At 71.1% G+C, this 25,785-nt stretch carries 23 protein-coding genes, 1 tRNA gene and 5 pseudogenes; 25 read left to right on the top strand and 4 right to left on the bottom strand.

The genetic code is table 11. The features are described from left to right. Positions 1 to 21 precede the first annotated feature (21 nt). The 9 genes and pseudogenes from ACFYZL_RS06250 to ACFYZL_RS06210 all read left to right on the top strand — a co-directional run bounded on the left by ACFYZL_RS06250 (position 22) and on the right by ACFYZL_RS06210 (position 4,620). Positions 22 to 405 carry a CorA family divalent cation transporter gene (locus tag ACFYZL_RS06250; RefSeq protein ID WP_388676529.1) on the top strand — a complete coding sequence of 128 codons (384 nt, stop codon included), beginning with the start codon at positions 22 to 24 and terminating at the stop codon, positions 403 to 405. 162 nt (positions 406 to 567) lie between these two features. Further along, positions 568 to 981, top strand: a complete 414-nt coding sequence (locus ACFYZL_RS06245; RefSeq protein WP_384743704.1) for a phage holin family protein — start codon at positions 568 to 570, stop codon at positions 979 to 981. After that, the gene (locus ACFYZL_RS06240) at positions 978 to 1,376 is read left to right on the top strand and encodes a DUF3618 domain-containing protein (protein ID WP_388676526.1); all 399 of its coding nucleotides are present in this window, start codon (positions 978 to 980) and stop codon (positions 1,374 to 1,376) included. Before ACFYZL_RS06245 ends, ACFYZL_RS06240 begins: the two co-directional genes overlap by 4 nt. Continuing rightward, a complete protein-coding gene (locus tag ACFYZL_RS06235) occupies positions 1,373 to 1,639 on the top strand; it encodes a DUF4235 domain-containing protein (RefSeq protein ID WP_384743709.1) in 267 nt (88 codons plus the stop codon). Before ACFYZL_RS06240 ends, ACFYZL_RS06235 begins: the two co-directional genes overlap by 4 nt. Positions 1,640 to 1,707: 68 nt before the next feature. Next, positions 1,708 to 1,869, top strand: a pseudogene (locus ACFYZL_RS06230) (glutathione-dependent formaldehyde dehydrogenase); the annotation flags it as partial. A 65-nt stretch (positions 1,870 to 1,934) separates the two neighbouring features. Beyond that, positions 1,935 to 3,405 (top strand): annotated as a pseudogene (locus ACFYZL_RS06225) (aminotransferase class I/II-fold pyridoxal phosphate-dependent enzyme). Positions 3,406 to 3,940: 535 nt separating this feature from the next. Continuing rightward, a complete protein-coding gene (locus ACFYZL_RS06220; protein WP_388676522.1) occupies positions 3,941 to 4,087 on the top strand; it encodes a hypothetical protein in 147 nt (48 codons plus the stop codon). A gap of 81 nt (positions 4,088 to 4,168) precedes the next feature. Next, a pseudogene (locus ACFYZL_RS06215) lies at positions 4,169 to 4,390 on the top strand (DUF6766 family protein); the annotation flags it as partial. Then, on the top strand, positions 4,378 to 4,620 hold the full coding sequence (locus ACFYZL_RS06210) for a DUF6766 family protein (protein ID WP_388676935.1): 243 nt from the start codon (positions 4,378 to 4,380) through the stop codon (positions 4,618 to 4,620). The pseudogene ACFYZL_RS06215 and the gene ACFYZL_RS06210, both read left to right, overlap by 13 nt. 187 nt (positions 4,621 to 4,807) lie before the next feature. Here ACFYZL_RS06210 and ACFYZL_RS06205 read toward each other — a convergent pair whose 3' ends face one another. Then, positions 4,808 to 5,656 (bottom strand): SDR family NAD(P)-dependent oxidoreductase, encoded by an 849-nt coding sequence (locus ACFYZL_RS06205; protein WP_388676519.1) that lies wholly within the window; start codon positions 5,654 to 5,656, stop codon positions 4,808 to 4,810. A 103-nt stretch (positions 5,657 to 5,759) separates the two neighbouring features. Between ACFYZL_RS06205 and ACFYZL_RS06200 the strand changes: the two genes are divergently transcribed. The 4 genes from ACFYZL_RS06200 to ACFYZL_RS06185 all read left to right on the top strand — a co-directional run bounded on the left by ACFYZL_RS06200 (position 5,760) and on the right by ACFYZL_RS06185 (position 10,425). Then, the gene (locus tag ACFYZL_RS06200) at positions 5,760 to 6,398 is read left to right on the top strand and encodes a CGNR zinc finger domain-containing protein (protein ID WP_388676516.1); all 639 of its coding nucleotides are present in this window, start codon (positions 5,760 to 5,762) and stop codon (positions 6,396 to 6,398) included. Between the two features lie 91 nt (positions 6,399 to 6,489). Continuing rightward, on the top strand, positions 6,490 to 7,641 hold the full coding sequence (locus ACFYZL_RS06195) for a HEAT repeat domain-containing protein (protein ID WP_388676513.1): 1,152 nt from the start codon (positions 6,490 to 6,492) through the stop codon (positions 7,639 to 7,641). Between the two features lie 274 nt (positions 7,642 to 7,915). Next, positions 7,916 to 7,989, top strand: a tRNA-Gly gene (locus ACFYZL_RS06190). 3 nt (positions 7,990 to 7,992) lie between these two features. Continuing rightward, positions 7,993 to 10,425 carry a hypothetical protein gene (locus tag ACFYZL_RS06185; RefSeq protein WP_388676510.1) on the top strand — a complete coding sequence of 811 codons (2,433 nt, stop codon included), beginning with the start codon at positions 7,993 to 7,995 and terminating at the stop codon, positions 10,423 to 10,425. A 60-nt stretch (positions 10,426 to 10,485) separates the two neighbouring features. Here ACFYZL_RS06185 and ACFYZL_RS06180 read toward each other — a convergent pair whose 3' ends face one another. Together ACFYZL_RS06180 and ACFYZL_RS06175 are read right to left on the bottom strand one after the other, a co-directional pair. Continuing rightward, positions 10,486 to 11,118, bottom strand: coding sequence for a response regulator (locus ACFYZL_RS06180; protein WP_388676932.1), 633 nt, complete (start codon positions 11,116 to 11,118; stop codon positions 10,486 to 10,488). Continuing rightward, complete coding sequence (locus ACFYZL_RS06175; RefSeq protein WP_384743833.1) at positions 11,118 to 12,389, bottom strand: sensor histidine kinase; 1,272 nt, start codon at positions 12,387 to 12,389, stop codon at positions 11,118 to 11,120. The genes ACFYZL_RS06180 and ACFYZL_RS06175 overlap by 1 nt, the downstream gene beginning before the upstream one ends. A 199-nt stretch (positions 12,390 to 12,588) precedes the next feature. On the opposite strand from ACFYZL_RS06175, the gene ACFYZL_RS06170 reads away from it, so the two are divergent. The 5 genes and pseudogenes from ACFYZL_RS06170 (at position 12,589) to ACFYZL_RS06150 (ending at position 18,370) form a co-directional block, all read left to right on the top strand. Continuing rightward, a complete protein-coding gene (locus ACFYZL_RS06170) occupies positions 12,589 to 13,326 on the top strand; it encodes an ABC transporter ATP-binding protein (protein WP_384743726.1) in 738 nt (245 codons plus the stop codon). Then, positions 13,320 to 15,776, top strand: coding sequence for an FtsX-like permease family protein (locus ACFYZL_RS06165; RefSeq protein WP_384743729.1), 2,457 nt, complete (start codon positions 13,320 to 13,322; stop codon positions 15,774 to 15,776). The genes ACFYZL_RS06170 and ACFYZL_RS06165 overlap by 7 nt, the downstream gene beginning before the upstream one ends. A 226-nt stretch (positions 15,777 to 16,002) precedes the next feature. Continuing rightward, positions 16,003 to 16,380 (top strand): annotated as a pseudogene (locus tag ACFYZL_RS06160) (MerR family transcriptional regulator); the annotation flags it as partial. A gap of 186 nt (positions 16,381 to 16,566) precedes the next feature. Continuing rightward, positions 16,567 to 17,461 (top strand): annotated as a pseudogene (locus ACFYZL_RS06155) (glycosyltransferase). 384 nt (positions 17,462 to 17,845) lie between these two features. Next, a complete protein-coding gene (locus tag ACFYZL_RS06150; protein WP_388676507.1) occupies positions 17,846 to 18,370 on the top strand; it encodes a peptidylprolyl isomerase in 525 nt (174 codons plus the stop codon). A 60-nt stretch (positions 18,371 to 18,430) separates the two neighbouring features. Here the strand turns inward: ACFYZL_RS06150 and ACFYZL_RS06145 are convergent, their stop codons facing one another. Further along, a complete protein-coding gene (locus tag ACFYZL_RS06145; RefSeq protein WP_384743734.1) occupies positions 18,431 to 19,297 on the bottom strand; it encodes a helix-turn-helix transcriptional regulator in 867 nt (288 codons plus the stop codon). A gap of 124 nt (positions 19,298 to 19,421) precedes the next feature. Here ACFYZL_RS06145 and ACFYZL_RS06140 point away from each other — a divergent pair, with 124 nt between their 5' ends. The 7 genes from ACFYZL_RS06140 (at position 19,422) to ACFYZL_RS06110 (ending at position 25,378) form a co-directional block, all read left to right on the top strand. Beyond that, entirely contained in the window at positions 19,422 to 20,159 is a 738-nt protein-coding gene (locus tag ACFYZL_RS06140; RefSeq protein WP_384743736.1) for an SDR family oxidoreductase, read from the top strand. After that, the gene (locus tag ACFYZL_RS06135) at positions 20,156 to 20,668 is read left to right on the top strand and encodes a nuclear transport factor 2 family protein (protein ID WP_384743739.1); all 513 of its coding nucleotides are present in this window, start codon (positions 20,156 to 20,158) and stop codon (positions 20,666 to 20,668) included. Before ACFYZL_RS06140 ends, ACFYZL_RS06135 begins: the two co-directional genes overlap by 4 nt. Before the next feature lie 87 nt (positions 20,669 to 20,755). Beyond that, positions 20,756 to 21,139, top strand: coding sequence for a hypothetical protein (locus ACFYZL_RS06130; RefSeq protein ID WP_388676503.1), 384 nt, complete (start codon positions 20,756 to 20,758; stop codon positions 21,137 to 21,139). An 82-nt stretch (positions 21,140 to 21,221) separates the two neighbouring features. Then, on the top strand, positions 21,222 to 22,283 hold the full coding sequence (locus ACFYZL_RS06125) for a tyrosine-type recombinase/integrase (RefSeq protein WP_388676500.1): 1,062 nt from the start codon (positions 21,222 to 21,224) through the stop codon (positions 22,281 to 22,283). A gap of 18 nt (positions 22,284 to 22,301) precedes the next feature. Beyond that, entirely contained in the window at positions 22,302 to 22,622 is a 321-nt protein-coding gene (locus tag ACFYZL_RS06120) for a helix-turn-helix domain-containing protein (protein ID WP_388676497.1), read from the top strand. 296 nt (positions 22,623 to 22,918) lie between these two features. Continuing rightward, positions 22,919 to 24,316, top strand: coding sequence for a hypothetical protein (locus tag ACFYZL_RS06115; RefSeq protein ID WP_388676493.1), 1,398 nt, complete (start codon positions 22,919 to 22,921; stop codon positions 24,314 to 24,316). 315 nt (positions 24,317 to 24,631) lie between these two features. Beyond that, the gene (locus ACFYZL_RS06110; RefSeq protein ID WP_388676490.1) at positions 24,632 to 25,378 is read left to right on the top strand and encodes a hypothetical protein; all 747 of its coding nucleotides are present in this window, start codon (positions 24,632 to 24,634) and stop codon (positions 25,376 to 25,378) included. The last annotated feature ends 407 nt before the right edge of the window (positions 25,379 to 25,785 follow it).

Here is a 25,785-nt window from a genome sequence, read left to right as displayed (position 1 = left end):
GCGCGGGAGATGGAATGCGTTGTGTACGACCAGATGTCGGGCCGGTCGGAGGCCGTGGAGTGCGGGCTGCCGGACGACGCGGGCGGGGCCGTCGTCAAGCAGTTGAGGGGCTTGGGGCAAGACGAGTTCGCCTGGGTCCGGGTGGCAGATCCCTCGCAAGGTGAACTCGTGGAGCTGGCAGAGGAATTGGGCCTGCATCCGCCGGCCGTCGAGGACGCGCTCCACGGACGACGGCGGCCGAAGCGTGAGCGCTTCGGCGATGTCCTGGCCGTCGCGCTGAAGACCCTCCGGTACGTGGAAGAGGAAGCGGCGGTGGAGACCGGCGACGTCATGATCTTCGTCGGGCCTCGCCACCTTTCGAACAACGCTGGTTGCCGCGCGGGTGCCAACGCGGTTGCGGGGTAGGCGCGCCGTGACGACGACATGACCACCGTTGACCCCGGAACGGCATCGACCCGGTCGAGCGACTGCGGCGCCGACGCGCCGCAGGACACCACCAGCGCCGAGCAGAGCACCTGACTGGCGAAATGCCCGTTTCCGCAGATCGATGAAAGGCAAGGTGTCCCCATGACCACGGTGGAGCGGCAGCCCCACACCGCCGACGACTCGGTGGGCGTCCTGGTTTCACGCGCCTCGCAGCAGATATCCGAGCTCGTACGCGAGGAGATGCAGCTGGCCCGGGCGGAGATGGCCCAGAAGGGCAAGCGCTACGGGAAGGGCGGCGGCCTCTTCGGCGCCACGGGAATCATCGGCCTCCTGGCACTCCAGGCCCTGACGGCAGCCTGCATCGCCGCTCTCGCGCTGGTTCTGCCGGTGTGGGCGGCCGCCCTCGTCGTCACCGCGGCCCTGGGGATCGTGGCGGCCGGGACCGCCCTGGCCGGAAGGAGGCAGTTCGCCCGGGCCGGTACCCCGACTCCCGAACAGACCATCGACAGCGTCAAGGCCGACCTGGCCGAGATCAAGGAGAAGGCACACCGATGAACGACGACGCCCGGACCAACATCGGCACCCCCGCCCCTGCGCCTGCCGGCCCCGGCCCTGCCGAACTGCGCGATCAGGTCGAGCGCACCCGCGACGAGCTCGGCAAGACCGTCGAGGCCCTCGCCGCCAAGGCCGACATCAAGGCCCAGGCCAAGGAGAGGACGGCCGCCGTCAAGGACCAGGTCGCGGAGAAGGCGGTGCTGGTCTCCGAACAGATCCGTGAGAAGGCCGGGCAGGCCGCCCGGGCGGTCGAGGACAAGACCCCGGACCCGCTCCTGGAGAAGGCCGGCCGGGCAGCGACGGCCGCACGCGCCCACCGCACCACGCTCCTGGTGGTCGGAGCCGTCGTAGCCGTCCTTCTACTGGTCCGCCGTAGCCGGGGAGGTCGCCGATGAAGGCTTCCAAGGTCGCCTACAAGCCTGTCGGGCTGGCCCTCGGCGCCCTCGGCGGCGTGATCGCAGGCGGCGTCTTCAAGCAGGCGTGGAAGATCATCGTGGGCGAGGGCGATGCTCCTGACGCCACCGACGAGGACCGGACCTGGAAGCAGATCCTGCTCGCCGCAGCCATCCAAGGGGCGATCTTCGCCGTGGTGAAGGCCTCCGTCGACCGGTCGGGGGCTGTGGCGATACGGCGTCTGACAGGCACCTGGCCCGGCTGACCGACCGCGATGCCCGGCCACCTGGCCCGCGATGGCCCGCCGTGGTGGTGCCGGAGCAGTCCACGAGCCCCGAGGGGCCGCCGGACGAAAGGTTCGTGTACCTGTCGGACGTCCTGCCGACCGCCTGGCAGGCCGTCGTCCACGCCGGCGCCCCGCCCGGCGGCGGCGTTGCCGTCCTGGGCCGCGGCCCCATCGGCGACACGGGCATCCGCATCGCCGCTGCCCAGGGGCCCCGGCACCGGTCCGTGCCTGAGAACGGAGTTTCCGCACCATTTAGGTGGGCAGGCGGGCGAGTATGGATCAGTCGAGGACGCCCGTACTGGACGCGCTGGCCGCCTACCACGAGTCCGGCCAGACACCCTTCACCCCGCCGGGGCACAAGCAGGGACGCGGGGCGGACCCCCGGGTGCGCGCCGTGCTCGGCGACGCCGTCTTCCGCTCGGACATTCTGGCCACCAGCGGTCTGGACGACCGCACCTCCTCTCAAGGGATCATCGAGGAGGCACAGGCGCTCATGGCCGAGGCCGTCGGCGCCGAGCACGCCTTCTTCTCCACGTGCGGCAGCTCGCTGTCCGTGAAGTCCGCCATGCTCGCGGTCGCCGGGCCGCACGAAGAGCTGGTCGTCGGACGAGACGCGCACAAGGCGGTGGTCTCAGGGCTTGTCCTGTCCGGCATCCGCCCCGTCTGGGTCGACCCGCAGTGGGACGCCGAACGCCACCTGGCCCACCCGCCGTCCGCCGAGGCCTTCGACCGAGCACTGTGCGAGCACCCCGACGCACGCGGAGCGCTCGTCACCACGCCCACCCCGTACGGCACCTGCTCGGACCTGACCGCCATCGCCGAGGTCTGCCATCGCCACGGCGTTCCCCTCATCGTCGACGAGGCATGGGGTGCCCACCTGCCGTTCCATCCTGACCTGCCGACCTGGGCGATGGACGCCGGCGCCGACGTGTGCGTCACGTCGGTCCACAAGATGGGCTCGGGACTCGAACAGAGCTCGGTCTTCCACCTGCAGGGCGACCTGGTGGACCCTGCAGGTGCTCAAGGGCCGTGAGGACCTGCTCGGCACCACCAGTCCCTCCGTCCTCGTGTACGCGGCCCTCGACGGCTGGCGACGTCACATGGTCGAGCACGGCAAAACCCTCTACGACGACGCCCTCGCCCTCACCGGCCGGGTCCGCGACGAAATCTCCCGCATCGACGGGATGCACGTCCACGACCGCAGCGACTTCTGCGGCCCCGGCAAAGCCACCGACCTGGACCCCCTCCAGATCATCATCGACATCAGCGCCTGCCAGGTCACCGGATATCGTGCCGCCGACTGGTTGCGACGAAACCATCAGATCAACCTGCACGTCTCCGACCACCGCCGCATCAGCGCCCAGCTCACCCATGCCGACGACGACCACACGACCGGCATCCTGCTCGCTGCCCTCACCGACTTCGCAGACCACGTGCCGCAACTGCGCACCGGACAGCCCGTGTACGTCCCCTCGCCTTCCGAACTCCGCCTGGAGCAGGCCGTGCTGCCTCGCGACGCGTTCTTCGGGCGGACTGAACAAGTCCCGTGGAAGCGGGCCGCAGGGCGCATTGCCGCCGAGATGCTCACTCCCTACCCGCCCGGCATTCCCGCCGCGCTGCCCGGCGAACGCCTGACCTCGGACGTCCTGCGCTACCTTCGCACCGGCGTCGACGCAGGCATGGTTGTGCCCGATGCCGTCGATCCCGAGGTGACCAGCGTCAGGGTCCTGCGCGAGCACGGCTGAACGGGCCCCCGGACACGCTGTGGCCTGCGGGCGGCGGCCGTGCAGCGCATCGCGTGCGCGGGTGGCGGTTCGGCGGCCGGGCGAGTGACAGGACTGCTCCGGGCGGCGCGTACGGGCCGGGAGGAGAAAGGGTCGTGCGAGGGTGCGGAGGCCTCTGTCCCGCTCCATCGCCGGGAGTTTCGGTGCTCGAACGCAAAAAGCAATTCGTTCCGCTACCTGGCCGCGGGGGACTACTGGTTCGACGACGAGCACGCCGACGCCCACGACGGCGCCAACAGCCGCATCCACACCTGAGCCGAGGGCGGAACATGGATGCGATCGCGCTGCTGGGCGAGGACCACAAGACAGTCGAGAAGCCATTCACGATGACCGTGCTCATCGAACAGGTCCGCCACCACGTCGAGGAAGAAGAGCAGGACTGGTTCCCCGATGTCCGCCAGGCGACGGCGTGGCCTGCGCACGGTCGCCCTGTGCGCCGTCGCTCTCGCCGTGGCCGGGTGCCGAGGAGCTGCCCCGGACCGGCAGCCTTCCGGGTGTGGAGGCGTACGGTCGGCAGGCGCTGATGCGCATGTCGGGCGACACGCTGTTCCTGGCGCAGTTCACCGGCGGCGGGAAGGCGGTGGCCGCAGGTTGCACGCCCCGGCCGGACAAGCCGTATCGGTGTCTGCTGAAGGGGGCGTGACGTGCGTGCTCTGTTCTTCACCGTCCTGGCGGTGATCGTGGGCGGGCCGGCCTACTTCATCACGATCGGGGTGCTCCAGCGATGAGCGACGACAGCGGACGACGGGGGAGTTTCTGGCGGGACAACAGCCTGACGCTCGCGTTCGGCATCGCGTTCCTGGTGGTGCTGGCCTGCCAGGCCGTAGTGGGGCAGGCGGAGTTCAACGAGCAGCTCACCGTGGACGGGATGCAGCAGGTCGGCTTCGGCGACTACCTGACGTCCTCGGACTTCGCGGTGGACGTGACGGAGAACTGGCAGTCGGAGTTCCTGCAGTTCTCCCTCTACATCTTCGGCACCGTCTACCTCGTCCAGCGCGGGGCTGGGCCGGCTATGTCGCCACCCCCGACTTCTGGAATCGGACCCTGCAGAACTGGCAGTCCGAACTCCTCGCGGTCGCGGCGATGGTCGTGCTGTCGATCTACCTTCGCCAGCGCGGCTCCCCGGAGTCCGAGCCGGTCGGTGCCGCGCACCACGTGACCGGGATCGAAGGCTGACCGGCCGAACTCCGTCAGTGCCCAGGGGTTCGCGACACTGTCGATGGAGCTATGCCGAGCAGGTGTCGTAAAGGGTCCGGGTCGAGGCCGTCTGTCGTGGCTTCGACCCGGACCAACGGTCATGACCGGGCGGTGAGGAGGCCGGCCGCTTCCGTCATGACCGTGTTCCCGGCGGCTTCGTGGCTCGCTACGCGTCGACGGTGTCGGTCAGGTGCTGCCAGCTGTCCAGGTCTGCGATCCGTGCCTCCAGGGCGGGGCGCATGGCCGTCGCGCTGGAGGCGCCGAGGGCCAGTCGCAGCGGAGGGGCGGGGCTGTCGACCGCGGTCCGGATGCCCGAGGCGACCCGCGCCGCGGCGGAGAACGCGGACGGCGGAAGCTGTCCGATGCCCTTGTGGACCTCGCGGACGGTCTGGTCGTAATCGCTCAGGCCCGCTGCCACATCGAGATTCGAGAGGAAGGGGGTCGCCGTCATTCCGGGCTGGATGATCGTGACCCTGATGCCGAGGGGTGCGACTTCCGCCGCGAGCGCGTCCGTCAGCCCCTCGACCGCGTACTTGGTGGCGGCAAGCAGCCCCACGCCGGGATGGGCGGACTGCCCGTAGACCGACGAACCCTGGAGGATGTGCCCCGACCGCTGGGCGCGGAGCACCGGCAGCGTTGCGCGGAGCACATTGAGCACTCCGAAGACGTTGGTGTCGAAGACGGCGCGGGCCTGAGCGTCGGATGCCTCCTCGACGGCTCCGAACAGTCCGTATCCCGCGTTGTTGGCCACGACGTCGATACGGCCGAAGCGTTCGAGAGTGCCTTCCACCGCGTCCTGGACGGCTCGCTCGTCACGTACGTCCGCCGGGATGAGGAGCAGGCGCTCACCGTGCTGCCGCGCCAGTTCGTCCAGGGAGGAGGTGTCGCGGGCGAGGGCCGAGACGGTGTCGCCGTTCTCCAGTGCCTGGAGCGTCAGTTCGCGGCCGATGCCGGACGTCGCGCCGGTGATCAGCCATGTACGGCTGGGGGTCTGGGAGTGGGATGTCGTGTTCATGTTGCGACCGTAAGGCGTTAGGTAGCAACACCGCAAGCGTGGTCGCGTGAACGGTTGCCTTCTAGGAGGGTTAGCTCCGATCTCCTTGCTGTACGCTGGAAGAATGATCACTACGGCAGCCGGATCGCCCGAACCCAGCCCGCGCACCGTCACGCCGACGGTGGAGACCGTCCTCGCGTTCGTGAACACGCGCGCGGACGGATCGGGTCGCCGAGAGCTGTTCGGGGACGGGGAATCGTTCGCGGCCTGGCTGGCGGAGCGCGACGAATTCGGTGGTGAATCCGTGGTGACCGACGCTGACGCCGCAGTCGCGCGCGAGCTGCGTGATGCCCTGGTGACCGTGCTGCTCGCGCACTCGGGCGATGAGGAGAGCCTGGGTGAGCCGCTGCTGCGTGCCGAGCGGCACCTTCGACGTGTGGGCCCGCTCTACCCGCTGGCGACGGTGGTCACGGCCGGCGGTGTGGAGCTGGCGTCGCCGCAGACGGGGGTGCCGCGCGTGTTCGGCACCGTGCTGGCCGCCGTGACGACGTTCGCGCAGACCGGCGACTGGAGGCGCATCAAGGCGTGCCGGAACCCTCCATGCCATTTCGGCTTCTTCGACCGCACCCGCAACGGGGGAGGGCTGTACTGCAGTACCGGCTGCGGCTCTCAGGTGTCCATGCGCAAACACCGCCGGCGGCGGCGCGATGAGGTCGGTGCGTCGTCCGAGGCGGGTGACCGCCCTTCCGGCGAGAACGGGTGATCATTTGGTGGAGATCCGGCGGCGTCGAAGGAGCCGTCACCGCGAGGAAAACCCGTTGGCCGTCGATGTTCCCTGCTGGAACGATCCTGGAATGACCGACCACCGTGACGCCGTCCTGCGCCTGTGGGGTCGCCAACTCCACGAGCGTCAGGGTGAGCCACTCGCCTGGGCGGAGGCGGTCCTGGAGGCCACCGGTCGCCCGCCGGCCGCCGTCACCGCGGCGATGTCCGGCCGACTCGACGCCCTCGCTGATTCCCCATCGGACCGCGCATGGCTGCTGTTCCGTACGGTCGCCAAGATGGCCGCGAACCTGCGGGGCGACGGCCGCTACGACGCGGACGTCGGCACCCGGATCGGCCCACTGGCCCTGTGGTTGGGCGAGCTCGAACCACCGCTCGCCGGCCCGCTCGGGGACGCGCTCGGCCACCTGCCGGACGGGCCGACATCCCTCGTCACCGTCCACGCCGCCGAGTTGAGCAGCAACCGAACGACCCGGCTGCGGGCGATCGACGCCCTGCTGGAATGGGCCGAGCTCGGCCATCCGCAGGCCCGTGCGGCCCTGTCCGAGGTCGCCTCCGACCACCGGACGCAGGACGTCACCGTCTGGACCAAGGCACTCAACCGGATCGCCCTGTTCGGCGACGAGAGCGTCGAACCGGGCCTACTGCGCGCGCTCGCCGACACCGGGCACCGCAGGGTGCGGTGGTCGGCCCTGGCCTGTGCCGAACTCGGCTTCCGCCGGGCCGTTCCGCTGATCACCGCCCTGCTGGAGCATCCCGATCCGATGGTCCGCGAGGGTGCCTGCGAGGCGCTCGGCCTCTTTGCGGAACCGGCCGCCGTGCCCGCCCTGTCGGCCCGGCTGAACGACGAGACCAACTGGGTGCGCAGCAGCGCCGCCCTGGCCCTCGGCCACATCGGCGGCGACCGGGCACTCGCTGCGCTGTGGCAGACAATGGTGGAGCGCCGGAACCCGAAGGCCGGTCATCTCGCCTCAGCGATCGCCGCTTTCGGCCCGCCGGTCGTGGACGACCTGATCGCCCTCACCACCGATCCCGACCCGGACCTCCGAGCACTGGCCTGCCGCGCTCTCGGCTCCACCGGCGACGACCGGGCCCTGCCGGCACTGGAACGTCTCGCCGCGCACGACCTCGCCAGAACCACCCTCGGCGGCCTCGTGGCAAGCGCCGCCAAGCACGGACTGCGGACCGCGCACCGGCTTCGCGCGCGCACCGCGACGACCTGAGCTCGCCGCTCGTCTCGACCGATGCCCACACGGTGCTGAGGTCCTGCATGATTCATGCGTGGAACATCTCCCCGTCGACGTGCGCGCTTCGCTTCGGCTGTTCGCCTTCTTCTTGGCGAACGGCACGCCCACATCAGAAGCGAGACGAGTGCGACGGCGGCCCGGCGTTCGGGCCGCGGTGTGGCGTGTCGCCGGGCATGGCCCGCCGAGCGGCCGGTGGTTCGCAATTTCGGTTGCCGCGCCCAGGTGATCGTTCTAGGGTCGGGCCATCCAACGGCGTGTAGCTCAGTCAGTCAGAGCACCGGGCTTCCTACCCGGGGGGCGCAGGGGCAGATCCTGCCACGCCGGCTTATGAACGCGAACGCTGACCAGCAGCCCTCGACCGAGCCCGGCCGCCCCGCCGGTGCGCCCGCAGCCGCGACGACCGGCCAGGCCACCGCCTCGTCCGCGTACGCCGCGGGCCAGTTGGCACGTGCACTGCGCACCTCCGTCTCCCACGCTGAGCCGGCCACCCGCGACCGCGCCCTCGGCCGGATGCAGAAATGGCGTGCAGTGCTCGCAGGCATGGCGGACGGCAGCCTCACCATCGGTTCGCGCACCCCGGTCACCGGACTGCCCGCCTGGGTCACCCCTGAAGTCCTCCGCGGCGGATTCGCCACCGGAACGCCCGGCGCGGGCGGGCCCCTCGCCCCGTACGAGGCGGACGCCGCCCGCAGGGCCGGCGTACCTGCCGACCGTGCGGTGCTCTTCGCCCACGCGCTGACGGAGCAGGGCCTCGAGGAATTGTGGGGACTGCTGGACACCGGTCGCTACGAGGTGTCCCTGCCCGAGGAGGCGGCCCTGCTGACCGTCGCCTGGCTGGTACGGGCCGAAGACTTCGACACGGCCGCAGCCCTGGTGACGGAGCTTCAGCCATTCGCCGACCAGCTGCGCTTCCTGCCCCGACCGGCCGACCGGCCCGCCCCCGACGCGAGTGCGGTGCACCGCCGCAGCGTCGGCGAGGTATCGGACGCGCTGCGCGCTCGCGGGCCCAAGACCGCCATCGAGGTGCAGCGCGAAGCCCTGGGCGTGTGGCGGCCCTTCGACGACGAGCTCCTCGGCTACTGGCTGCAGCACGGCGAAGAGATCGCCCCGGTCCGGGCCGCAGCGGATCGACCCGGCCCGGAGCGCGTGCCCGTCCCCGGCCCGGCCACTCCCCGGACCGGCCGCGGTGGCGGCGACGCGCGCGTGCGGGCGGCCGCCCTGCTGGAGCGCTACCGCGCCCTGGCCGCCGTCCACACGCAGTGCCGCAAGCACCGGGACCGGAAGTCGAACACCGGCATCATGCTGAAGGCCCTGGAGGAGGCCGCCGCGGGTCGCCCGCTCGCGCCCCGGCTCGCCGGGCTGCTGCGCCACGCGGTGACCTCGGTCATCGCCAAGCGCGGCCTGCCCGGTTCGGACCGGCACGCCCGGCTGCGCGCCGAACAGGCGCGCCAGGCGGCCCTGCCGGCACACCACGAGATCGCCGCCGCCGTGGCGGACCGCCTCGCACCGCTGGACCGGCGGGCCGGCACGCCCGACGTCGACGGGCTGCTCGCACCGGTTACGGAGACGGAGGCGGCCGGGACCGGCCTGCCCGCCGGAACCGTTGTCCCGCCGCGTCTGCGGCAGGTGGTCCGCACCGCGCTCAGCGCTCCGCCGGAGGAACTCGTCGCGCACGGCCTTGTCCCGTCCGCGGAGGTGCTGGCCGAGCTCGTTCCGCAGCTCGTGGCGGGCGCCACCGCACAGCGCTACGCCGACCCCGCCCTGCGCACCCTCGAGGCGGCCACGTACCGGGCGTTCCGCAACCGGCGTTCGCTGCTCCTGCTCAACCTGGCGCACCAGGTACGGGTGGACGAGCTGCCCTGGGTGCGCGCGGTCGCCGGCCACGGCAGCGACGCCGATACGGAGGAACGGGCGCGGGCGGCTGCGGAGGCCGCGCTGCGCCGCCTCGGAGACCTGGCCGTCGGCGCGTTCCCCGGAACGCTGCTGCCGAACCCGCTGGTGCGCGAGATGTCCCACCTGGCACGCCAGGCCGACCTCTCCGCCCCGTTCACCGAGGAGCTCGCGGCCGACATCTTCATGGGGACCTTCAGCCCGAAGTTCCTGCACGCCGCGCGCACCGCGGCCGACCTTCTGGAGGACAGCCTCTACACCCGCTACTACGGGATCGACTGCGCTGCGGTACGCAACATGGCGGTGGTGCACGCTGCCGACGGCCTCGGCCAGGCGCGTCCGGCCCGGACGGCACCCGAGTTCGACCGGCTGTGCGGGGAACGGGCCGGTACGGACACCGCCCGCTCCTGGTCGCCGGCCGGCAACGGCACGGTCATCGAGCAGGCGCAGATCCTGACCACCCACAACCTGGCCGTGCTGGTACGGCACGCGGGCATCGCCCCGGAGGCGGGCTGGGAGGCCCTGGCCGAGGAGGGCTTCGCCACGGTGTGCCGCCTCGTCGCCCGCGTCCACGGCCACCCGCGCCCGCTCGGCACCATCAAGGACGCGGCGTACGCCTGGCGGCAGACGCTGTTCTTCCTGTCGCTGTGCCCGCCCGACCGGCAGGCCGCGCTCGTCCAGCGGATGGCGGTGGCGGCCACCGGGCAGCCGTGGCACACGGCCGCCCGCCTCGCCCCGGTGATCGCCGGACTCCGCCTGGTCGCGGGCGGCGGCACCTTCGACGCGGACGGCACCGCACTGGGCGGCCTGGCCCGCCGCTTCCAGGGATGGACCACGACCGGCCACTGGATGGGCTCGGCCGTCCGCTGACCGGCCGAGGCCAACCGAGTCCCTGGCAGTCAGGCGCAGGGGCTCGGTGCCCTCGGTGGGTCATGCCCGCAGGTAAGTGAGGACGGCCAGGACCCTGCGATGGGTCTTGTCCGTCGGAGGCAGGTCCAGCTTGGTGAGGATGCTGCCGATGTGCTTGCCGATCGCCGCTTCTGAAACCACCAGCTCCTTGGCGATCGCCCCGTTGGACTTGCCTTCGGCGATCAGTGCCAGCACCTCGCGTTCGCGCGGGGTGAGCTGCTCCAGCGGATCCCGGCGGCGGCGCAGCAACTGCCGCACCACCTCGGGGTCGACCACCGTCCCGCCGTCCGCCACTTTGTGCAGCGCCTCCACGAACTCCTCGACCTGGCCGACTCGGTCCTTGAGCAGGTAGCCGACGCCCGATCCATCGCCGGAGTCCAGGAGGTCTGCGGCGTACGTCCGCTGCACGTACTGGCTGAGGACCAGGACCGGGAGCGTGGGACGCGTCTCGCGCAGCCGCACGGCCGCGTTGAGCCCTTCGTCCTGGAAACCGGGCGGCATGCGCACGTCCGTCACCACGATGTCGGGGGAGTGCTCCTCGACGGCGTCAACCAGTGCCCGTGCGTCCCCGACGGCCGACACCACCTCGTGGCCGCAGCGGCCGAGCAGGCCGATGAGTCCCTCCCGCAGGAGCACGCTGTCCTCCGCCAGCACTACGCGGAGCGGTCGGCCGCCTCGGTCAACTCGCAAGGAATCTCCACACGCAACAGAGTCGGTCCACCCGGTGGACTGGTCAGGGCAAGTCTGCCATCCAGGACCGATACCCGGTCCGCGAGACCGGTGAGGCCGCTGCCCGCCGAGGGGTCCGCGCCGCCGCAGCCTTCGTCGCGGACTTCGAGGAACAGGCGTCCGTCGCGATGGCCGCCCCTCACCTGCGCGCGGTCGGCCCCGCTGTGCTTGGCGACGTTGGCCAGCGCCTCGCAGACCACGAAGTACGCTGCGGACTCGACCGCCTCGCTCGGTCGGCCCGTCAGTTCGAGGGCGACGTCGACGGGGACCACACAGCGGTCGGCGGCATCGCTGACCGCGGCGTGAAGGCCGTAGTCCGTGAGGACCTTGGGGTAGATGCCCTGAATGAGCTCGCGCAGTTCCGCGAGCGCCTGCACCGCCTCCTCGTGCGCCCTGGTGAGCTGGTCGGCGAGCGGGCCTGGCGGGGCATCGAGGCGGGCCAGCCCGAGTGCCATCGTCAGGGCCACGAGGCGCTGTTGGGCGCCGTCGTGCAGATCGCGCTCGATCCGGCGCCGCTCGGCCTCGAAGGCATCCACCAACCGGGCCCGGGAGCGGGCCAGTTCGATCACCTCGGCACCGAGCTCGCCCTCGCGGGAGGCGATCAGCAGCCGGGCCAGCGCTGCGCGGGCGCCCGCCGTGGCACCGAGCACATAGGCACCCAGGCCCATCAGGAGCAGGCCCAGTACGGCGACGCCGAACGCGGTCGGCCATGTGGTGACCGTCCACTGCTTGAGCACCTTCGCCTCGTGGCCGTCGCCGACCGTGGCCATCAGCAGCGGGGTGGCGACCATGGACAGCGGGAAGAGCAGGGCGACCGTGAGGGCCAGGGCGTCGACCGGCCAGAGCAGACCGGCGAACAGCAACGCGTACCCGAGCTCCCGCCAGGTTCCCTGTTCGCGCAGTCGGGTGGTGAGCCAGGGCCACAGTCCCGGCGCGGCCGGCACCTGGTGCCGACCGGACACCGGGTCGCGGTCGATCAGACGCAGCCTGCACCGTTCCACCCAGGCCACCGGGATCCCGCTGAGGGCGACCACGACGAGCAGCGGCAGCCCCACCAGGACGATGGCGAGCGCACCGCAGACCGCTGCCAGCGTCACGATCCCCATCAAGGCGGCGGCGCCGCCCACCGCGCCGGTGAGCAGATATGCGGTGGCGCGCCAGGGCCAGGCCGACAGCAGGAAGCCCGGCCGGGACATGGCCTGCCACACGTTTCGAGGGTGCATGTGCATGACCGTAAGTGGCGCCACCGGTTCGGTGCCATCGGTCCAGGGTCCGTGTCGGTGGTAGGCCTGGCACTACCCCAAGTCTCGTTCGGGCCGTACTGCGTCGCGCGGGGCTTCCGCGGTTTCGTAGGGGAACCAACGAGCCGAGGAGCAGGTAGTGGTGGGGGAAGACATGAGCAACGACGCGATCCGATTGCGCTCGGTGACCCGGCGGTACGGCTCGGGCGGCATGTCCGTCACCGCCCTCGACGAAGTGTCGCTCGCCTTCCCGAGGGGGACGTTCACCGCCGTGATGGGCCCGTCCGGGTCCGGCAAGTCGACCCTGCTGCAGTGCGCCGCGGGTTTGGACCGGCCCACGTCGGGCTCGGTCACCGTGGGCGACACCGAGCTGACCGGGCTGAGCGAGACCAAGCTGACCCTGCTGCGCCGCGAGCGCATCGGCTTCGTGTTCCAGGCGTTCAACCTGCTGCCCTCGCTGACCGCCGAGCAGAACGTGGCCCTGCCGCTGCGGCTGGCCGGCCGCCGCCCGAAGAAGGCCCAGGTGCGCGAGGTGCTCGAACAGGTCGGACTCGGTGACCGTGCGCGGCACCGCCCGACGGAGATGTCCGGCGGCCAGCAGCAGCGGGTTGCCCTGGCCCGCGCCCTGATCACCCGCCCCGAAGTGCTGTTCGGCGACGAGCCGACCGGCGCGCTCGACTCGCAGACCAGCCGCGAGGTGCTGACCCTGCTGCGCGGCATGGTCGACAGGGACGGCCAGACGATCATCATGGTCAGCCACGACCCCGTCGCCGCCTCCTACGCCGACCGCGTCGTCTTCCTCGTCGACGGACGGGTCAACGGCGAATTGATCGGTGCCTCCGCCGAGGACATCGCGGCGCGCATGGCCAAGCTCGAGGCGGCGCCGTGCTGAGCACCACGCTGCGCACCCTGCGCACCCGATGGGTCACCTTCGTCGGCAGTTTCGTCGCCCTCTCCCTGGGCGTGGCGCTGATCGCGGTGATGGGGCTGGCCCTGGCGTCCTCGCCGGCCGCTCCCGACCGGGGCCCGGAGCGGTTCGCCGCCGCGCAGGTCGTCGTCAAGGGCCAGGACACCCTCGACGTGCCGACCCCGATCGGCCACCGCACCCGGAAGCTCGCGCAGCCGCGTCCCGTGCCCGACGACGCGGTCGCGAAGCTGCGGGACCGCGGGACCGTCGTCGAGGACCGGTCGTTCGCCGTACGGGCCGAGGGCGGGCCCGCCGACCTGGTGGGCCACCCCTGGTCCACGGCGGCCTTCGCGCCGTACCACCTCGACGCGGGGCGCGCGCCCGAGGCCGCGGACGAGGTCGTCGTCAGTGGTGACTGGGCCCGTCCGGGCACCCGGGTGCGGACCGACGGCGGCACGGTGCGCGTCGTCGGCACCGTGGCCGGGCTCGGCTTCGAGAACGCCGTGTTCTACACCGACACCCGCGCCGCCGAACTGTCGCCGCGCAGCCTCCAGCTCGTGGTCGACGCCGACGCGACGGCCGTGCGCGAAGCGGTACGCGGCAGCGAAGGCGTCCAGGTCCTCACCGGGGACGCGCGCCGGTACGCCGACGCCGACCCCGACCGGGACAGCGAGGCCCTCACCGCGATGAACGCCATGTTCGGTACGGCCGGCGGCGTCACCGGGTTCGTCTCGGTGTTCGTGGTCGCCTCGACCTTCGCGTTCGCGGTGGCCCAGCGGCGCCGGGAGTTCGGGCTGCTGCGCACCGCCGGGGCGACCCCGGGACAGATCCGCCGCATGGTCGTCCACGAGGCGCTCGCGGTCGGTGTGCTCGCCTCGGCCGCCGGCTGCGTGCTCGGTTCCCACGGGGCTCCGAAGCTCGCCGAGTGGGCGGTCGACGAGAGCCTCGCGCCCCGCTGGTTCACCATCGGCGCCTCCACCTGGCCCTACCACATGGCGTTCTGGACGGGCCTGTTCGTGGCCCTGTGCGGCGTGCTGGCCGCGTCCTGGCGGGCCGGGCGCACCGGACCCATCGAGGCACTCCGCGAGGCGTCCGTCGACACCCGGCCGATGACACGGGGCCGCGGATTGTTCGGCGCGGCCCTGCTGATCACCGCTGCCGTGACCCTGACCCTCGCCCTGGTGACGAACCCGGGCGACCTGCTGCAGCGCAAGACCCATGTGAGCCGACCGATGCTGCTGATCACCGCGGTCGCGCTGCTCGCGCCGGTGCTGGTGCGGCCACTGGCCCGGCTGATCGCCTGGCTGCCGGCGCGACTGCCGGGCGCCGGTGGAATGCTGGTTCGGGAGAACGCCGCCACCGGAGTCCGCCGCACCGCCGCCGTCGCGGCGCCCGTGCTGGTCACGGTCGCGCTGGCGGGCTCGCTGCTCGGCGCCACCGCCACCCTGAACGAAGCGAAGGCCACCGAGGTGCGCGAGCGCACGGCCGCCGACTTCGTGGTCACTCCTGCGGGCAACGCCGGCTTCGACGAGGCGACGCTCCAGCGGCTTCGGGCCGTGCCCGGTGTCGAGGTCTCGGCGAGCTCGTGGAGCGCCGTGTACGTCCTGGAAGACGGCGTGGCGCTCATCAGGTCCGATGCCCGGGCCGTCGAGCCGGAACCGCTCGCGGCAACGGCGCATCTGCCGCTCGCCGCAGGGAAGGTGAGCGACCTGGACGACGACTCGATCATCGTCAACGAGGAGTGGGAGAAGCACACCGTGGGCGAGCGGGTGGACGTGTGGCTCGGTGACGGCACGAAGAAGTCCCTGAACATCGCCGCGGTCATGACCATCGGCACCGGCAACAACGGCGTCTACGTCACCCCGCGCAACGCCCCCGCGGCGCCCGTCGACCGGGTCGACGTACGCCTGGCGGACGGTGCCGACGCGGGCACCGTGGCCGCCGGCCTCGGTCGGGCGGTGCGGGCGTCGGGTGGGGAGGTCCTCGCCAGGGACGCCTGGGTGCGTGCGACGTATCCCGAGACCAACCGGACGACCCGGATGGGCTTCTTCCTGGTCCTCGGGATCGCTCTCCTCTACACCGGCATTTCGCTGGCCAACACGATGGTCATGGCGACCTCCGACCGGGTCCGCGAGCTTGCCGTGCTGCGGCTGGCCGGCGCCACCCGGTGGCAGGTGCTGCGGCTGGTGGGAGCCGAGGCGCTGATGGTGGTCATGGTCGGCGGACTGCTGGGAACCCTGGTCGCCGGACTCAACCTGGTGGGCATGTGGGGCGCGCTGGGCCTGCTCTCCGTGCGGACGTCCATCGAGATCCCGTGGGCGACGCTCGCGGCGGTCCTGGGTGTCTGCGCGGTGCTCGCCGTCATCTCGGCGGTAGCTCCGGCGGGCCTCTCCCTGCGTCGTAGGGCGGTGGAGCCGGCGGCCGTACGTGAGTGATCCGGCTTGACAGTTGGCCGGTCGCCCCGGTTCGACCCGTCAGGGCGGCCGTGTCACGACCTGCGGCGGCGGCGTTCAGGCCGGGCCCGCGTCCCGCCGACCGGCACCGGTGCCGCCGTGACGACGGCACCGGCGGACGCACCCGGCCCGCCCTCGCCCGCACCTGCCGGGTTGACCCTCCCCCTACGTCAGGCCCCAGGCTGTGGGTGAACGAAAGGGCAGGTCCATGGGCTACACCGTCGGTCAGGTATCGGCATTCGCAGGGGTGACCGTACGCACGCTGCACCGCTACGACCGGACGGGTCTCCTCTCGCCCGGCGACCGGAGCCGGGTCGGGTACCGCCGCTACGACGACGCAGACCTGGCGCGGCTCCAGCAGATCCTCTTCCACCGCGAACTGGGCTTCGCCCTCGACGAGATCGCCCGGCTGCAGCGGCTGGCGGAGGTGGCCGAGCGTGCGGTCGAGGTCCAGCAGACCGGTGTGTCGCTCACGCCCGAGGAGCGGTTCGAGGTCTTCGGCGAGATCGCCTTCGACCTCAGCTACGCCACCGAGGCGCAGCTGAAGTGGCGCGAATCCGAGGGGCACCGGCAGGCGATGGCCCGGCCTGGCCGTCTACCTGCACGAGGCGGTCCTCGCGAACGCGTCGCGCCGTACCGGTGCCCTGTCCGGGCAGAGCGCAGAGGACGCAGGGAACGCAGGGAACGCACGGAACGCACGGAACGCAAGGAACGCACAGCCCACATCACACGCCACGCCCCACACCACGCGCACCACACATGAGGAAGACAGATGAGGATCCTGATCGCGACGGCCGGCTCGCGCGGTGACGTCGCGCCCTACACCGGGCTGGGCGTCGCGCTGCGCCGTACCGGGCACGAGGTCGCGCTGGCCGCGACCGAGACGTTCGCGCCCCTGGCGGCGGAAGCCGGGCTGGAGTTCCGGCCGCTGCCGGCGGACCACCGGGCGCACGGCGCCGCCCGGGATCGGCGCGAACTGCTGCGGGCGGCCTCCGCGTTCGTCACCGAACTGGGCCGCGCCGCTCGCCTGGCACGTCGCGGAGGCCACCGGGACGCCGAGCCTCGGCGTGTACCTCCAGCCCACCGCGCCCACGAGCGAGTTCCCTCCGACCGTCATGGGCACCCGCTCACTGGGGCGCTTCGGCAACCGCGCGGCCGGGCGGTTCGCGCTGCGCATGGCCGACCGGGTCTTCGAGCCGGCCGTGGCACGGCTGCGCACCCGCCTGGGGTTGCCGCCGCTGACAGGAGCGCGCATGCGCCGACGCCAGGACGAGGCCGGATGGCCCGTCCTGCACCGCTTCAGCACGACGCTGGTGCCTCGGCCGTCCGACTGGGCTGCCGGCCTGGCGGTGACCGGCCCCTGGTGGCCGTACGCAGGTGAAGACCGGGGCCGGCACCACGGCGGCGGCGCTGCGCGCCGGGGTGCCGTCGGTCGCGGTGCCGGTGACCGCGGACCAGCCCTTTTGGGCGGCGCGGCTCGCAGCGGTGGGCGCCGCCCCGGACCCGATCCCGTTCGGCTCGCTGACGGCCGAGGGCCTGGGTGACGCCCTCGCGCGGGTGGTGCGGGAGCCCTCGTACGCGATCGCCGCCGCGGTCGCGGCGCGCCGCATGGCGTCGGAGGACGGGGGGGCGCCGTCGTGGCGGCCGTACGACGGCCGGCCGGCTGACGCACGCAGACGGCACGGCCGGGACCCGGCGGGGCGGCGGGCGCCGAGTTCATCCTCACCTCGGCCGCAGGCCACATGGCGGCGTGCGCCGGCCATCTGCCGTCGACTGTTCCCGCGGACCGAACCCGCCCCCCTAGACTGCGTCCGCTTCAGACCTTGGCGTTCTTCGGGAGGGTGTGCGGGATGAAACGAGCACTGATCAGCGCTTTGGCGGCCGTGGTGTTGGTCGTGTCCGGGGGGAGTGTCGCCACTGCTTCCGATGGCACTCCGCCGCGGACCACGCACGGCCCTTGCCAGTACACACAGACCCCGGACGAGCCGCCCGCGCGCTCTGTTCCGCTTCCGCCGGACCCGCGGCACACCCCCGGTCGTGGCACGGTCGACATGGATGTTCCGACCAGTCAGGGCCCGCTCCCGCTGCACTTGGACCGGGCGAAGGCGCCGTGCACGGTCCAGAGTTTCCTGCACCTGGCACGGCACGGGTTCTACGACCGTACGGTCTGCCACCGGCTGACGGCGTACCCGACGCTCAAGGTCCTGCAGTGCGGCGACCCGACCGGTACCGGTGAAGGGGGACCGGGGTACAAGTACAAGGACGAGCTGCCGGTGGATCTGCCGCCGGCACCGACCGATCCGACCGGCAAGCGCCGTCTCTACGGACGCGGCCTGCTGGCCATGGCCAACGCCGGTCCCGACACGAACGGCTCGCAGTTCTTCGTCGTCTACGGCGACTCCGCACTACGACCGAACTACACGGTGTTCGGCACGGTCGACGCCGACGGCCTCACGACACTCGACAAAGTCGCCGCCGGAGGCATCGAACCGACCACGGAGAACCCGGCACCGATCGACGGCACACCCGTACTGCGGACCGAGCTGCTCGGCGTTCGGCCGTCCTGCCGGCATTGACTGGTGGTGCCGGTGGTTCCGCCGCCCGGCCAGAGGCAGTCGGAAGTCCCCGGGGTTCCCTCACGACCGGGTGTCCCTTGACGCCTTGTCCATCGTCCCCGGGGCCCGTCTCGACGTGGCGTGAACGGAGCCGAGTAGGCGGAGGGCTTCGGAGCTCGGGCTGCCGGGGGCCGCGTGGTAGACGATCAGTTGTCGGCCGGGGGCTTCGCGTATGTCGAAGGCGTGGTAGGTCAAGTGCAGGGCGCCGACGTCCGGGTGATGGAAGAGCTTGGCCGCTCGGGTCTTGCCACGCACGGTGTGTGCGTTCCACAGCCGGGCGAAGTCCGCGCTGCGTTCGCTCAGTCCGTCGGCGAGGGCACGCAGGCGCGGGTTGCCCGGTTCCAGGCCGTCGGCTTCGCGCAGATGGCCCACGACGGCCTCGGCCGTTTCGTCCCACCGGGTGTGGAAGGAGCGGCCGGCCGGGTCCAGGAAGACCATCGCGGCCAGGTTGTCCGTCCGGTCGAAGGGGGAGTACAGGGCTTCGGCGAGGGCGTTGGCGGCCAGGATGTCGAGGGTGGGGTTGGTGACGAACGCGGGGGTGTGGGGGTAGCCGTCGATCAGCGTGCGCAGGGCGGGGCTCACTTGGCCCGCGGCCACCGAGTTCGGGCGGCCGCGCACGGTGCCGGCCAGCCGGTGCAGATGAGCCATGGCGTCGGTGTCCAGCAGCAGGGCGCGGCCCAGTGCGTCCACGACCTGCGCCGAGGGGCGCCGCTCGCGGCCCTGTTCGAGCCGTGTGTAGTAGTCGGCGTTCACCCCTGCCAGCACGGCGACTTCCTCGCGGCGCAGCCCGGCAACCCGGCGCATGCCGTGGTGTGTCATACCGACGTCGCCGGGCCGGACGGCGGCGCGGCGCGCGCGGAGGAAGTCTCCCAGGTGGTTGTCGCTCACCGCCCCAGGCTAGGCCGCCGGCCGCAGAAGGTGCCTGGGTGTGTCGCACCCAGGCACCGTGCGGCCTGGGCGCCGGCCGGGCCCTCGCCCAGACTCGGTGCCCTACCGAGGCAAGGAGCCGGATATGAGCGCCCACACGGCGAAAGTCATCGCAGTCACCGGTGCGAGCAGCGGGATCGGTGAGGCAACCGCCCGCCGGCTCGCAGCCGACGGCCACAGCGTGCTCCTGGGAGCACGCCGCACCGAGCGTCTCGATGCGCTCGCCGCGCAGATCGCCGCCCTGGGCGGCACGGCCGCCGCCCGGCGGCTGGACGTCACCGACGCCGCCGACGTGCGGGCGTTCGTCCGCGCTGCCCGCGATCTCTACGGGCGGATGGACGTGCTGGTCAACAACGCCGGCATCATGCCGCTCTCGCCGCTGGAGGAGGCCCGGACCCGGGAATGGGACCGGATGATCGACGTGAACCTGCGGGGAGTGCTGCACGGGATCGCCGCAGCCCTTCCGGTGATGCGCGCCCAGGGCGGCGGGCACATCGTGAACGTCGCGTCCGTGGGGGCGTACGAGGTCGTGCCCACCGCCGCCGTCTACTGCGCCACCAAGTTCGCCGTCCGCGCGATCAGCGAGGGGCTGCGCAAGGAGTCCGCCGGAGACGTCCGGGTGACCGTCGTCTCCCCGGGCGTGACCGCGTCCGAACTCGCCGACCACATCACGGATGTGGCCGCCCGGGAGGCCATGCGCAGCTACCGCTCGGTCGCCATACCGGCCGGCGCCATCGCGGACGCGATCGCCTACGCCGTCTCCCAGCCACCGGAGGTGGACGTCAACGAGATCGTGGTCCGACCTTCCGCGAGCGCCCAGTGACGCGAACCGTACGCCCGTGCTCCCGGTGCGGCACGGCCGACAGCGGCCCGGACGCCCTGGCGCGCAGACTGCGGGTACTGGAGGACCAGGAGGCACTGCGCGCCCTGATGACCCGCGGCTGGCGTGCTCTGGACCGCAAGGACTGGGCGGTCTGGGCCGCTTGCTGGGCCGAGGACGCCGTCCTGGAGTTCGGCCCCTGGGGCCCGATCCGGGGGAAGGAGGCGATCCGCGCCCGGGTGGAGGAAGCCGAGGCGCCCTTCCCGAGCATGCAGCACCACCTGCTCAACCTGCACTTCGAGGTGACCGGTGATGCGGCGACCGGCATCGGCTACATGTGGTTCGTCGCCGTCACCACCCCCGGACGGTCCTCGGCCCCCTACTCCATGGGCGGCCCCTACGACTGGGAGTTCCGCCGCGACCCCGATCAGGGCTGGCTCCTGGTCCGGCAACGGATCGGGATCTGGTGGACCGACGGCGATGCTCCCCAAGGAGCCTTCGCATCGGGCTGACTCGCGCTCGGCGGCCTGTCTCGGACACCCTGGATCCGTCTCAGCGTCTCAGCGGGCACCCCTTGAGCCGGCCATCAGGAGGAACCAGTGTCATACCCTCAACCGCGCACCCCCGAGGAGACGCTCGCCGACGCGAAGAAGCAGCTCGGCCTCCCGCTCGTCGTCGTGATCTGCGGCTCCACCCGCTTCATGACGGAGATGGCCGAGGCCGACCTGCGGGAGACCGAAGCCGGAAGGATCGTCGTCAAACCGGGCTGTGACATGAAGTCGCCGCACGCACTGTGGTCCGATCCCGTCGAGGCCGAGGCGCTGAAGGTTCGACTCGACGCTCTGCACCGAGCGAAGATCCGGCTCGCCGATGAGGTGCTCGTTGTGAATGTGCGCCTGAGTTCCCCATCGCTCCGCTCCCCGCGGATGGTGCCCCCGGTCCTGCGGAGTGCGTCGAGGGCCCTCTGTCACCCTCAAGGGTGAACAGCGAGGAAGTCTCAGAATTCATGAGCTTCTATCCGGCAGCCTGAGATTCCGCTGGGTATGGCGAAGTTGAGGGGGCGGGATGTCGCTCGCTGTCGTTGCACCAATCCGATCTCGACCGCTGTTGGAGTCGCCGCAGGACATCGCGGACTTCGAGCAGGACCTGCTGTCTGAGTTCGTGCTCGCCCGGGCTGCGGCCGGGATCGCCGACGAGACGATCTCCGGCGACGTGGATGCGCTGATGGAGGTGCGCGGCTGGCGCGGCCGACCGCTCTGGGAGCTGGTCCCGACTGACCTCGACCGGTTCTTCGGTGAGGACCAGCGACGGCTGGCCACGCTGACGAAGGTCCGAAAGGCGCAGGCCCTGGCGACGTACTTCGAGTTCCTGGAGGTGCGGCATCAGGCCGATATCCACGCGGCGACCGGCGTGCTGGTGCAGTGCCCGGTCGATGAGATCAACCGCCCACGAGGCAAGACCAACATGCGCGTGCGGATCCCGCCGCCGGCCGCAGATGTCGAGCGGCTCTTCGCCGGATGGCGCGACGATCTGCATTCGGCTCGGAAGTACGCGCCGAGTGTCCGTAATTACACCGCATGCCGCCTGGCCAGCCTCATCGGCCCGCGGGTCTCGGAACTGTGCCTGCTCGAAGTGAACGACATCCGCTGGGACCTGGGCACCTTCGGCAAGGTGCTGCTGCGTGGCAAGGGCAGCCGCGGTCAGAAGAAGGAGCGCCTGGTCCCGCTCATCAACGGTTCTCGTGAACTCCTCGAATGGTGGCTCCAGGGCCCGCGGTGGGAGTTCGACGGGCACCTCGATGAGCCCGGTGCACCGCTGTTCCCATCCGAACGCCGCGATCCCGGTGGCCGCTGCAAGCGCGTGAGCACCAGCGCGATTCGGGGCGCGATGGCGGAGGCAGTGGAGCGCCACCTGCCTCGCTGGTCCGGCCGTGCTACTCCGCATGCGCTCCGGCACTTCGCCGCGTCCGATCTGTACGCACAGGGCATGAACGTCGTCGCCATCCAGGAGCTGCTCGGTCATCGCTGGATCAACACCACGATGATCTACGTGCACGTCAACAAGACCCACATCGAGGACGCCTGGACTTCCGCCGGCCAGCGGGCCGCGTCTCGGTTCACCGGATAGCCCAGGACAGGAGCCGGCATGAAGTGGAACCTGCGGCTGGCCGCCGCGCAGCGCGACATCTGGAAGTCCTCGCAGCTGCAGTCGATGCTCGCCGACGCGGGCCTGACGATCAGCGCGGGGAAGATGTCCAATCTGTGGTCCGGGCAGCCGGTCACCATCCGTCTGGACGACCTCGACATCATCTGCGAGGTCCTGGGCTGCCAACCCAACGACCTTCTGGCCCCGGAGCCCGAGAAGGCCCGCGCTCGTCGTCCCCCAAGCACGTCCGCCCCGGCGGCGGTTGCGGGCGAGCACCCCAGGATCGAACGTCGGGCCGGTCGGACGGAGCCACCGCTGTGAACCTGCGGCCCCGGCCGTGCAAGCAGTGCGGCAACAAGGTCGCGGAGTACGGCCGGCTCCGCTGCTTCAGCTGTCTGCATCCCGAACTTCCGCCGCCGACCTGCAAAGCATGCGGCAGCGACGCCTACTACGTCGGCGGCTACTGCCGTCGCTGTCATCCCCGCGTGCCGTACGCGGACAGCTGTAGCGACTGCCTCGCCTGGGGCACCTGGCACCGCCACGGCCGCTGTGCAGCCTGTACCTCCTTGCGTAACCGCGGCCACGAGACCGGCACTTGCGCGACCTGCCGTCGCACCGTGCCGCTCCTCAAGCACGGGGTGTGCCGGCTGTGCCGCTGCCAGGCCCAAGCCGTTCCTCGGACGTGGCAGAGCCCGGACCTCACCACCGCGGCCACCACCGGGCAGCAGCTGTTCATCGCCGATCTGGTCCGGCGGGTCCACCTTGCCACTCGACCGCAGGAGCGCGGCTCACCCGAAGCGCACCAGCACACTGGCCTCTCATCCTGGGCGATGCCTCGGTGGCGTCAGGAGCCGCTGTTCGTCGCCGAGCGGGACATGTCGCGCGTCACCGTGCCCGATGTCGAGCCCATCGATCCCGCCTTCACCGCCTACGTCTCCGCGCAGGCCGAGGCAAGCGCCGAGGCCCAAGGCTGGTCGCCGGCCTTGCGCGAGCGGGTGCTGCGAAGCCTGTACCTGCTGACCGCCGTGCACGGCCGGCACGAACGTATCAAGGCCAGCACTGTCGCCACTCTGCCGCGCCAGCGAGCCACACGTGCCGTCACCCGGGTCACTGAGGTGCTCGCCCACCTCGACCTCCTCGACGACGACCGCATCGACCCTCTCGACGCGTGGATCCACCGCCGGCTCAGCAGCGTGCACCCGGAGATCCGTGCAGAAGCCCTCGTGTGGATCCGCATCGTCCGACACGGCGGACCCCGCCGCCGTCCCCGCTCGACCGCCACCGTCCGTAACCAGGTCGACGCCTCGATCCCGTTCCTCCTCGAATGCTCGAAGCGCTACCGCACCCTTCGCCAGGTCACCCGCGCCGACCTCACGGAGTGGCTGTCCCAGTGCGCGGCACCGCACAATGAAGCAGTCGCGCTGCGCAACATGTTCAAGACCCTCAAGAGCCAACGGCTGCTGTTCGCCAACCCCACACGCGGCCTGAGCTTGGGGGCGAAGCCCAGCTCGGTGCCCACCCCGCTGAGTCCCGAGGCGATCCAGACATTGGCCACGGCCGCCGGGGGCGACCCCGCCCTAAAGCTGCTGATCGCCCTCATCGGCATTCACGCGCTCTACCCCCACCAGGCACGAGCACTGCCTTTGGCTGCCGTCGACTTCACCGGCGGCCGGCTCGTGCACGGCAAAATCGACCACCCCCTCGACGCCTTCACCCGTCAGGCCGCCGCCGACTACATCCGACTCCGCCACTCACGCTGGCCACACACCCGCAACCCCCACCTGTTCCTCAGCTCGCAGACCGCGCACTCTCGCACGCCGGTCACCATCGGCTGGATGCAGCCCTTGCTCAAGGACCTTCCGGTCACCGCCCAACGACTCCGCGAGGACCGGATCCTCGAAGAGGCCGCCGTCACCGGCGCCGACCCGCAACACCTGTGCGCGGTTTTCAACATCACCCCCGACACCGGGCTGCGCTACACCCGGACATTCCACCCTGACCCCTTGTCCGACTGAAAGCCGTTGTCGTACCGATCTTGGTGAGCATGGGTTCGAATGCGGCGGCTCGGCTGGGCGATCTTCGGTCTGTCCGTGCATGAAGAGAGGGCCTCTGGTGCAGCTCGGGGTTGTCGAGACCTTGAGTGCACCAGGAGGCCCTGCCGACGGCATTCCGGCACCTCCACCGCAGAGATGACACAACACCTCGTCTCTGCTGCCGAACACCGACCCTATGCCTGACCAGCGCAAACGCAGCCGTCACTCTCGGAGGGACAGCGGCTTCCAGCTGGCCCGGACGGGAATCGTGTCAGAAGTCTGGTCTAGGTTTGGCCTGTGAACCACAGCAGCTCCACGGCCGGGGCGCCCCGCGAGCCTGACTTGCCTCCCTACCAGGTAGTCCTGGCGGAGACGGATTGGGGTTCGCTCCGGACGGCTTTCGGAAACGGTGAGTGCCTTCCCAAAGTCCTGGCACGGCTGCTGGAGCCTGATCCCAAGGTGCAGGTCACCGCTTTGTCGGAACTGGGTGAGCTGGTCGGCCACCAGAACAGCATCTACGAAGCCACCGCCCCCGTCGCCATGTATGTCGCCGGCATCCTCACCCACCCGGCGGCCATGACCCTACGGCCCTATCGCAACGTCCCCATCCGCGCGACGCTGCTGGACTGGCTGGCTTACACGGCCTACGACGCCTCCGACGAGATTGTCGACCGCACCGCGCAGTACTTCCCTGGCTTCCTCACCCACGGCACCGTCGTGGCGGCCTTCCGGGACCTGCGCCCGATGCTTTATCGAGCCGTCGCGCCCTTCCTGCAGGACAGTCACGAGGACGTGCGCGAAGCCGCCGGCCTCGCCGTGCTCATCCTCGCCGAACACCCCGCGCTTGCCCAGCACCGCGATCACCTCGCCGTGCACGCGCGCCGCATCCTAGACACCAGCAGCGACGACCCTAACCGGCGCATTGCCTGGAAGGCGCTCGAAGCATGGGGCCACGACGTCACCGACATTGAACTTATTCAGGAGGAGCCCTGGGACTGCGGGCGACACAGCGATGGCCGCGGCGATCTCGAGCCTCCCTTCTGACTGATAGGCAAACCGCCCACCGGCCCAAGGATGTGCGGCCAGCCGAGTATTTCGGCACGAAAGCGGTCGTGCCAGATTGAGCGGGGGGTGTCCAGGGCCTTGTCGGCTTGCTCGTGCGGTTGGGTGAGCCAGACATACGAGAGGCCGAGCGGATTGCCGTCATGCTTGCTGATCGCGAAGCTGAACCCATCCAGCCGGAATAGAACGACGTCGAGTTCGTCCAACCCGTCCCACGACCGCTCCACATGCAGACGAAGCCGCTGGGCCACAGGCTGCGCTGGCAGCGCCAGCACTCCGACCATCTGGAACAGCGGAGCGGAGTGCTCCCAGACGCGGTACTGGTGGGCGAGTTCGTGGTGCCAGCGCCTCAGAAATCTCGAACTCAGGCGCTTTGGTCGGCGACTACG

Origin of the sequence: Streptomyces sp. NPDC001717 (assembly GCF_042892775.1) — a bacterium.
In the GTDB taxonomy this organism is placed as follows: domain Bacteria; phylum Actinomycetota; class Actinomycetes; order Streptomycetales; family Streptomycetaceae; genus Streptomyces.
This window is presented reverse-complemented; position numbering and strand designations above follow the sequence as displayed.

Coding starts and splice junctions, on each gene's coding strand:
- ACFYZL_RS06200 (WP_388676516.1), top strand. CDS start 5,760: ATGATCACTACGGCAGCCGGATCGCCCGAACCCAGCCCGCGCACCGTC.
- ACFYZL_RS06245 (WP_384743704.1), top strand. CDS start 568: ATGACCACGGTGGAGCGGCAGCCCCACACCGCCGACGACTCGGTGGGC.
- ACFYZL_RS06120 (WP_388676497.1), top strand. CDS start 22,302: ATGAAGTGGAACCTGCGGCTGGCCGCCGCGCAGCGCGACATCTGGAAG.
- ACFYZL_RS06170 (WP_384743726.1), top strand. CDS start 12,589: ATGAGCAACGACGCGATCCGATTGCGCTCGGTGACCCGGCGGTACGGC.
- ACFYZL_RS06235 (WP_384743709.1), top strand. CDS start 1,373: ATGAAGGCTTCCAAGGTCGCCTACAAGCCTGTCGGGCTGGCCCTCGGC.
- ACFYZL_RS06195 (WP_388676513.1), top strand. CDS start 6,490: ATGACCGACCACCGTGACGCCGTCCTGCGCCTGTGGGGTCGCCAACTC.
- ACFYZL_RS06205 (WP_388676519.1), bottom strand. CDS start 5,656: ATGAACACGACATCCCACTCCCAGACCCCCAGCCGTACATGGCTGATC.
- ACFYZL_RS06150 (WP_388676507.1), top strand. CDS start 17,846: ATGGATGTTCCGACCAGTCAGGGCCCGCTCCCGCTGCACTTGGACCGG.
- ACFYZL_RS06125 (WP_388676500.1), top strand. CDS start 21,222: ATGTCGCTCGCTGTCGTTGCACCAATCCGATCTCGACCGCTGTTGGAG.
- ACFYZL_RS06185 (WP_388676510.1), top strand. CDS start 7,993: ATGAACGCGAACGCTGACCAGCAGCCCTCGACCGAGCCCGGCCGCCCC.
- ACFYZL_RS06240 (WP_388676526.1), top strand. CDS start 978: ATGAACGACGACGCCCGGACCAACATCGGCACCCCCGCCCCTGCGCCT.
- ACFYZL_RS06175 (WP_384743833.1), bottom strand. CDS start 12,389: ATGTCCCGGCCGGGCTTCCTGCTGTCGGCCTGGCCCTGGCGCGCCACC.
- ACFYZL_RS06140 (WP_384743736.1), top strand. CDS start 19,422: ATGAGCGCCCACACGGCGAAAGTCATCGCAGTCACCGGTGCGAGCAGC.